An 8533-nucleotide genomic window follows, 5' to 3' on the forward strand; every position below is an offset into this window, starting at 1 on the left:
TCCTTCCGCAATAGACCGCTTACTTCCCCTTTGGTGATCGTAACGTCGGCATTTTCTAAGATATCCACAATGTCATCGCTCGTTAGCTGCAGGGCGATTTTTACTTTTTTCAGCATCACATTATTCACACTGGAGTAGTTCTTGATTGAGCGGTCCGGTTTCATCGGCTCGCCGTCCTTTGTGGTCTGCCGTCCGCGTTTGAACGTGATCAGCCCGTTTAAAAAGGATTCGAGCATGCTGTTCGTGCATTTGAGATGATCATCATCTTCATACACCTCATCGTCTTCCTCTTCATCGCTTTCTTCTATCTTCGTGAGAACCTTTCGTACCTCTTCTTTAGAAAGATCCACACCGCCAAGCCTGAATATCTCCATCACATCCTGATCTCTTATATCCAAAGCGTAGCGTATTCTAATGACAATGTCGTTATTATTCATTCGTAAACCTCCATTTAAGTTCAGAGCTTCCAGTATTCTTACTCATACTAAATACACCCTTTTTAGTTTATCACTCTAAACGGAAGTAAAGGAAATACATTATTAAAATTATGTAGTATAGAACGCTGCATTAATATTTTTGACTTCCTATGATCTACGACACTGCTCTATAGTTCTTCCTACTGCTTCTAATCGCTGGTGTAGTCTTTCCATAAAACGCCCTCCTCTTTTACCTACTGTATCAGTTGTTCATTAGCACCGTTTAAATCCACTACATCTACCCTGTATGGAATAGTAGACTCTTCAATATGTTCGATTACATTATTCCATGTTGTAGAAGAGATCGGGGAGCTGGCTTCAACATCAATATCCGAACTGCGTTTTTCTTCACGGCGGGTCCAGGAGCCAAATAAGTAAATGCGCGTGGCTTCATCGGCAAGCTGTTCATTCAAAATTGATTTTAATTGTTCCAGAATCTGCCCCAGTAAATCTAAAGAAATACCCACCCTATCCCCTCCTCATTTTGCTTTATTATAGCATAGGAGTCTTCTTCCTTTCTTCAGACCACTGGCATGATAAGAGTTCTTAAGCTGCCGATTTACTTATAATAAAAATGTTCAGATCCATACTAAATACCCCTTCGATCCCAATTAGAAACGAAGGGGCTGGTAGTGTCTACACCTCTATTGCTGTTCCTCCGTGTCCCAAAACCGCCGGATCTCAATGACCCCGTTCGCCCTGGCGCAGGGGGTGTCAGCCACGAGATCAATCACTTCCTCCACGCTCTCTGCTTCAATGACTGAAAACCCGGCAAGCGGAAGTCCGTTATGTTCGCCGCTCTCTTCTGTCACCTGGAGGTTTTTATCCCAATTCCGAACAGTCGTTACTTTAGGCTGCACGGCAGACATTAGATTTCCCTTTTCCTGTATCACCTTATCCTGAGCCAGTACTTCTTCTTTCTCACTCTCGTTTAACTCGTTCCAGCCCGCTTCATCTCCATACGCCAGGCAAAGAAATTTCACCGTTCATCCTCTCCTCTTTTTAGATGTATAGAAACTATTCTTCGCCACAATTACAATTATTCCTGCAGACGACGGTCATGAAAGAAGCGAGCCTGATCTTTTCATCCCTTATTCTTCTTATAATAAGGAAGGATTAAATAAATATGTGAGTCTTTTCTATAACAAATTTAGAGTTAAATCACTCTATTTGTTTGAACATTTTAGATATTAATCATCTAGGTTATCATTATGAATTTGAGAACTAATTCTATTAGAAATTTGAATTTTATATCAATGCAACTAAATAGGAAGTGAATTATACTATGGGTAGGTGAAAAATGAGAAAGGGTGATTAAATGGGGTTAATAAGTTCTATTAAAAAGATTTTGACGAGAGGAGAAACAGCTTCTAACAGTGATGTTTTGAAAGAAAACACAATGCCAAACCAAGTAAAAAAACAAAATTCTTACATTAACATCATTAAAAAATCTAAATATCAAAAGATAAAAACCCACACATTGATAATTAAGGATGAACCTTCTTGGGAAAGTTTTTTTTCTTCTACAAAAGAAAACCTAAAGTTCATAGGATTTCATCGTCGTTCACGACGTAAATTCCGTCATTTATATCATAATGAGAAATTAATTGTAGTAGAAGCAGATAAAACCATAGAAGTGGTTAAAGAAGATTCTATACAAAAGCTATCTTATAAAGATACACCTATAGAAAAGTTTCGAGCAGAAACTGCAAATGCACATGGAGTTATTTTGAGACATAAAAACGAAGTTACCATGATCAATATTACAACAGGACTAGCTTTTCAATTCGAATTTGATTGGCAGCCATTGACCTTAGCTATGGGCGAGGATTTTTGGTTGGTTGGGACAAGGGATACATATAACGGACCTGGAGAGTTATACTGCTTTGATTATGAAGGGAACCAAAAGTGGGCTATCATATTTACAGAGGAATTTCAAAGTTTCTATGGTGATCTTACTTTTATGCCTTATTTATTAGATGTTTCGGTTGATTCGTCAGATATTTTCGTTGGAAGTATGGACCGATTATACCGGTTAGATGTAGAGGGTAAATTATGTGCCCGGATAGCAGTTTCAGATTTGAAAAAAAAGGATCTTGAAGAAAAGTATCAACCATTGAATCGCTCCCTTTCTCAAGAACCAAAATCAAAGGAAGAAGCAATTCATATAATAGCCGAACGAATGGCTTCTCAATTTTCACTAGGAATAGAAAATAGTATGGTTAATTCTCCTTTCTTGGGATTCGGACATGATCCAAAAACGGATATGATATTTCTTTTAGAGGAAAAAGGACGCGTCTCTGCTTGGGACAAGAATGGACAACTAAAATGGATCAATAGTTTCAAAAAAGAAGGAACATATATAGGATGGATTGATCGCAAAGTGGTGTGTTCATTTGAAACTGGGGAAACTTTTTGGGTAGATAAAGAGGGTCATTTTTTATATGGAGTTAAATTGCCAAAGCAAGCGAAATCTATTTCATTAATACCTGATAAAGAAGCTTATCTTATAGTCTGTGAAGATCAACGTTTATATGAGTTGGACAAAGAAACAGGAAAATTGATTAAAGGCACAGACGGACATCCTGGCATGGAACTATTTCAAATAGAAAATCACAACATTTTTTTTGACGGCGAACATACATCTCAAGGTTATTTTTGGTTAGCGCCTGAAGGCAAGGAATGGGAACATTTTGAAGCTAAAACGATAAAAGATACGGATGAAACAAATATTGAGTCCGGAGTAGCCCCTGAAATAGCTGCCACTCAACCTTTCTCAGTACGTAACGAGTTTAATGCTGGAAAACGAAGAATTATTAATCGTATTATCGATGCAGAGAATGAACGGATGTATCTCGTGGAAAAACCAGAAACAAATGTTGGAATGAATATTGACATGACTGAATCTCAATGGAGAAAAGATCGCTTAAATCACTACTTAAAGTGTTGTAATTTTGATGGGAAAGAAATATGGAGTTTACAAATATATTCAGATATGTGGTCTCTCTACGCTTCTCCTGATAAAAAAACAATATTCACAAGCGCTCCAACTAACGAAGAGATCACATATAAACCTGGACACTTTTATGTTATTTCTTCTGATGGAAGAGTATTAAAAAAAATAATGGTAAAAGCTCATGGTTTTCATATTGAGTTTATTTCAGAAAGAAAAGGCGTGATTCTTTTTGCATCAGAGACTAGTGGTGGAGATGTGGGAATCTTGGAACAAGATGAGAAAGAAAATTGGTCACTCACATTAGTAGAAAGTACATTTAAAGAAATAGTAAAACCTTATGGAATGGGAATGAATCACTTTCACTCAGAGAAATACAAGCTTGAAAGAACGGATAAGAAAAAATACAAAATAAGAAGTATTGAAAAAGAAGACGAATTAACTTTCAACGCGGCTGCTTACGAAGCCCAAGAGACAGTATCAGGAGAATTTGCTATTCGAATAGGCACCAGACTGATAGCATTGTACAGTCAAAGTTTAGAAAAGAAACTTGAGCTAATAGAAGCAGAAAATGTTCAAACTTTCTCTTTTGGTCTAAAAAGTGTCGCTATTGTTTTGAAAAATCAAATACGCGGATATGATCGGAAAGGCAACCTCCAATGGAGATACAGTTCATTACCTAAGTCTATTCATTTCCAAATCGCTTGGTTTCCAAAAGAAGAACTTTATGTATGGGAAGTATCAAACAATCAGGAACGAATGTTAATCTCTATCACAGAAAAAGGAGAAATTATAAAAAGTGAAAGCTTTGATTCAAGAGAGTATTACCGAACACCGCTCCTTGTTCCTGAAGAAAATGCGTTCATTGTCCAAAGTAACGATACAATTAAAGTTTTAAATCCTAGTTAAACAAAAAGACCCGCATAATAGCGAGTCTTTTTGTCTTTTCGTTGATTATTCTATCTATATTTATTGTCTGAAATTCTTATGTAAGGGACATTTAGCAAAAGATATAAAATCTTCCTCTTAAGTTGAAGGTTTTCTTTTAGGATTTCTTAATTCATAAATAAGAAGATAAAACAACAAAGCTTATAATAAATAAAGGAAGCAGCACTCGGCTGCTTCATCAACATAGTATATTTTATAAACCAACCTGGCCGGCAGCGTAGGTGGCGTGTTCTGTGCTGAAGCCTTCAAACGTTAATTGATCAATTAAACTCTGCTTTGAAAAAGAGCTGTAGTCCATATAATCTTCAGCACTTTTAACAGCCTGCTCCTGCCAGTCAACACTGATGTTTTCAACGCCATGTGAGGCCTCTGATGAGGTGAAGCCTTCGTATTCCAGCTGTTCGATCAATCCTGACTTGGAGAAGGCTGAAAAATCCAGATAACCTTCAGCACTTTTAACCGCCTGTTCCTTCCAATCCACGCTGATGTTTTCTACAGCATATGTCGCATCTTCTGTGCTGAAATCCTCATACTCGAGCTGGTCAATTAATCCTGATTTAGAGAAAGCTGAAAAATCCAAATAGCTTTCTGCACTGCTCACAGCCTGCTCTTGAGAAACAGAGCCGCTGGATTCTTCCTCTTCTCTAGCTTCCTGTTCGGTTTCTTCTTCTGCCCGTCGCTCTTCTTCTTCTTTGGCTTCCTGTTCGACTTCTTCTTCTGCCCGTCGCTCTTCTTCTTCTTTGGCTTCCTGCTCAGCTTCTTCTTCCGCCTGGCGCTCTTCTTCTTCTTTGGCTTCCTGCTCAGCTTCTTCTTCCGCCTGGCGCTCTTCCTCTTCTTTTGTTTCCTGCTTGGCCTCTTCTTCAGTTTGGCGTTCTTCCTCCTCACTGCTCGCTTGGTCATCCGTCTCTTGTTCTTCCTCCGCTGCTGTTGCTTCTTCCGTCTCTAATTCTGTTACATCATCTGTAGTGTTTTCGCCTGCTACTTCTGTGGAAGGATCAGACGGATTTACTATAGCCATTATAATGAAAAAATAAATAACTGAAGCTGTAATCATCTTCCACTTCACACCAGAACGGTACCCGGGTATACGTTGATACACTTTTTCTTCTCTTGATACCTCATAGAACTACCCCTTTTTACATTTATTGGTTATAGCTTACCAAGAATAAGTTTCGCTGACAATCAACAATGAGAACACTTTCAGATAATTTTAGGCATGTTACATTATCTCTCGATATTCTTGCTTTTACATAATCCTTATCTACTTTCTCCATGTTAAACTTATACCTTAAAATAAAAATGCATTTATTTCAAAAACGTTAGTTTTACTTCTGTATGCTTAATTATTCATTATTTTTATAAAATGAAACGAATACCACAAGACTAGATGCCTCTAATAGAACTTCTCACTCAATTGCCGCGGTGACTGAAATCCGATTTGAGCGTCTATTGTAAAAATCTATAGATAGAGTAAATGGGCCATTTACAAATACAAAACTGCTGCTAAGGAGGTCTGTCATGAATAATAGTGAAAAATGGAAAAGGATTCTGGAAATCAATAAATTATTAGCTGGCACCCTGAACATGGATGAAGTACTTTCTACTTTAGTATATTCTGCTAAAAATTTAATTCTAAATGCCGATATTTCTATAATATATTTATATGATGAATCATCTAATTCGTTGAAATATGCTTTTGGAAGCGGAATTGAAGAGGAATATCTCAAAGAAATTTTTTTTCTTTAAGAGAATCTATGACGGGGAAGTATTTTCTTCTCAAAAATCTATTTTGTGTAATACACATGAAGAAATCAATGAATACCTAAAAAGCATGAGTTCAGAAAATTACTATTTGTATCATAAAGGCATGAATGAAAGAGTTATAAAAAGTTCTTTCAGCGTTCCATTAATAGCGAATAATAAATGTCTGGGGACTATTGCAATCAATAATTACAAAGAAAATGAATCTTTCAATAGTGAAGATTTAGATTTTATGGAAGCACTGGCAAATCAAGCTTCCATTGCTATAACTAACTCGCGGCTATTTAAACAAGTCGAAGAGAAAAATGAAGAGTTAAATACAATCAATTCTGTTCGCTCTCTTTTCACTAAAACTATGTTAGAAAACGGTGGTATTTCTCAATTTTAATTGTTCTCAGCCGCCTAACCAACAGTAGTTTTTCCATTGTGGACGATTACCAGGGAAATTCAGACTTTTCCTACCATGTTAGACATAATGATAAGATACTAACTTATTTAATTTCTCAAATACCTATTAACCAATTTTCGGAAATGAACCTGCTGATATTAAACCAGGCAGCTGTAACGATAGAATTAGAACTCATGAAAAAGAATATATGGTTTGAAAAAGAATTAGAAGATACTGTGAGGATATTTGAAAAAATTTTAGATCATAACAATGAAAAGGACATATTTACGCTTTTTAATAGTCGGCCTGATTTTATTTACTGTTTAATCATTGATGATCTGGAATTTCCACTATGGAGTAAGAGAAACTCTTTTGAAAAAGAGCGTTTTTTCGAAAACTGGAAAGTACATTGAACAATTTCACCATAACGCAGTATTACTTATTTATAATGACCAGATTGTTATTTTCTCTTTATTTGAAAATACCAAAGCCATTACAGATTTAACAAACGAATTATATTTCTGGTTCCCTAATGAAATGTTATCGTGGGTATAAGTAGATCTGTACCGTCAGACGCCCTATCCTATGCTTTTGAAGAAGCTGCGGCTGCTGTAATTTTCAATAAAAGTAAAAATAGAAATGGAATTGTACACTTTCAAAATATTGGATACGAGCGCTTGTTACATAACATTGATTTCAATACAAAAATTATTTTGTTTGAAGATCACTTATCACAGCTACATAACGCTGACCCGGTATATTTGAAAACACTGGAGTTCCTTATTTCTAATGACCGCAAGAAACAGGAAACTGCTGATGCCTTACATATTCATGTAAATACACTATATAAGCGAATTAAAAAAATCCAGCAAGTTCTCAATATTGATCTTGAGCAGAAAATGATTGGATAAATATCGTAATAGCCTGCAAACTATATCGCAGTATACGTGATTAATTTTTTAGAAAAGCCAATCAAAACTTTAGATCGGCTTTTCTTTATTATTTTGTGTAAAGATCTAAATATCTTTAAGTTAAAAGAGTGTGGATCTCCACATTTAATAAAATTATTCAGAACATTATAATTAGTTAATAAATTAACTAGGAGGCATTAAAAATGGATTATAAAATCAATAATATTATTAATGGAAATGAAGTTACATCAAGCTCTAAAGAAACTTTTAAAAGTGTTAATCCAGCGAACACTGAAGATACTCTAAGTGAATTTCCATTAGCTGACAAGAACGATGTACAAAAAGCCATTAAAGCTGCACACGAAGCTTTCCCTGACTGGGCAGGCACTTCTGCTATTAAACGAGCAGATGTTTTGTATAACTTGATTTATTTAGTACAAAAAAACAAAGATGCATTAGCCCGGCTAATCACTAGAGAAATCGGAAAGACATTTTTAGCAGCTCAAAAAGAAGTAGATGCTGCCGTTCAGGCTTTAAAACATTTCAGCGGAGCAGCAAATCGTATCAGCGGAGAAACGATTCCAGCTAACAATCCAGAAGCTTTCACATACACACTTAAAGAACCTCTAGGAGTTGTAGGCGCTATTGCTCCATTTAATTTCCCGCTCGGCATTGCGGTCTATAAAATTGCACCTGCCATGCTGGCTGGGAATACCGTTGTTTTTAAGCCCGCTCCAGATGCTTCGTGTATTTCTTATGAATTAATGAAATTGTTTTCAAGAAGCAGGGCTTCCTAATGGTGTCGTTAATTTAATAATTGGTGATAAAGAAGCCGGCGAGGAAATTGGACAGAATAAACATATTAAAGCCGTATCTTTCACGGGATCTACTGCTGTTGGCACTAAACTGGGCAGGATGTGCACGCCCGTGGAGGTAAAATGCAGGCTGAAATGGGAGGCAAAAACGCCACTTTAGTTTTAGATGATGCCGATATCGAAGAAGCTGCAAATGGAGTAATAAAAGTGGAATGTATAATAATGGGCAGAGCTGCACCGGTACCAGCAGAGTACTCGTTTCTAACGAACTCGCCCCATCC

The 8533-nt window shown here is 36.5% G+C and carries 10 protein-coding genes and 1 pseudogene; 7 read left to right on the forward strand and 4 right to left on the reverse strand.

What is annotated here, in order from left to right:
* The 3 genes from MMY81_RS32380 to MMY81_RS32390 all read right to left on the reverse strand — a co-directional run.
* The coding region (locus tag MMY81_RS32380) for a DUF1456 family protein (RefSeq protein ID WP_252316050.1) at positions 1-437 on the reverse strand (437 nt) is incomplete at its 3' end.
* Positions 438-670: 233 nt separating this feature from the next.
* The gene (locus MMY81_RS32385) at positions 671-943 is read right to left on the reverse strand and encodes a nucleotidyltransferase family protein (protein ID WP_252316051.1); all 273 of its coding nucleotides are present in this window, start codon (positions 941-943) and stop codon (positions 671-673) included.
* Positions 944-1120: 177 nt separating this feature from the next.
* On the reverse strand, positions 1121-1459 hold the full coding sequence (locus MMY81_RS32390) for a YciI family protein (protein WP_252316052.1): 339 nt from the start codon (positions 1457-1459) through the stop codon (positions 1121-1123).
* A gap of 335 nt (positions 1460-1794) precedes the next feature.
* On the opposite strand from MMY81_RS32390, the gene MMY81_RS32395 reads away from it, so the two are divergent.
* Complete coding sequence (locus MMY81_RS32395; RefSeq protein WP_252316053.1) at positions 1795-4338, forward strand: ornithine cyclodeaminase; 2544 nt, start codon at positions 1795-1797, stop codon at positions 4336-4338.
* A gap of 232 nt (positions 4339-4570) precedes the next feature.
* Here the strand turns inward: MMY81_RS32395 and MMY81_RS32400 are convergent, their stop codons facing one another.
* Positions 4571-5476, reverse strand: a complete 906-nt coding sequence (locus MMY81_RS32400; RefSeq protein WP_252316054.1) for an Ltp family lipoprotein — start codon at positions 5474-5476, stop codon at positions 4571-4573.
* A 419-nt stretch (positions 5477-5895) separates the two neighbouring features.
* On the opposite strand from MMY81_RS32400, the gene MMY81_RS32405 reads away from it, so the two are divergent.
* The 6 genes and pseudogenes from MMY81_RS32405 to MMY81_RS32430 all read left to right on the forward strand — a co-directional run.
* Positions 5896-6123 (forward strand): GAF domain-containing protein, encoded by a 228-nt coding sequence (locus MMY81_RS32405; RefSeq protein ID WP_252316055.1) that lies wholly within the window; start codon positions 5896-5898, stop codon positions 6121-6123.
* The gene (locus MMY81_RS32410; protein ID WP_252316056.1) at positions 6086-6526 is read left to right on the forward strand and encodes a GAF domain-containing protein; all 441 of its coding nucleotides are present in this window, start codon (positions 6086-6088) and stop codon (positions 6524-6526) included. The genes MMY81_RS32405 and MMY81_RS32410 overlap by 38 nt, the downstream gene beginning before the upstream one ends.
* 38 nt (positions 6527-6564) lie before the next feature.
* Entirely contained in the window at positions 6565-6939 is a 375-nt protein-coding gene (locus MMY81_RS32415) for a hypothetical protein (RefSeq protein WP_252316057.1), read from the forward strand.
* 132 nt (positions 6940-7071) lie between these two features.
* Positions 7072-7437, forward strand: a complete 366-nt coding sequence (locus MMY81_RS34760) for a PucR family transcriptional regulator (RefSeq protein ID WP_252316058.1) — start codon at positions 7072-7074, stop codon at positions 7435-7437.
* 203 nt (positions 7438-7640) lie between these two features.
* Complete coding sequence (locus MMY81_RS32425; protein WP_252316059.1) at positions 7641-8234, forward strand: aldehyde dehydrogenase family protein; 594 nt, start codon at positions 7641-7643, stop codon at positions 8232-8234.
* A 19-nt stretch (positions 8235-8253) separates the two neighbouring features.
* A pseudogene (locus tag MMY81_RS32430) lies at positions 8254-8533 on the forward strand (aldehyde dehydrogenase family protein); the annotation flags it as partial.

The sequence above is a fragment of the Sinobaca sp. H24 genome, assembly GCF_023845525.1.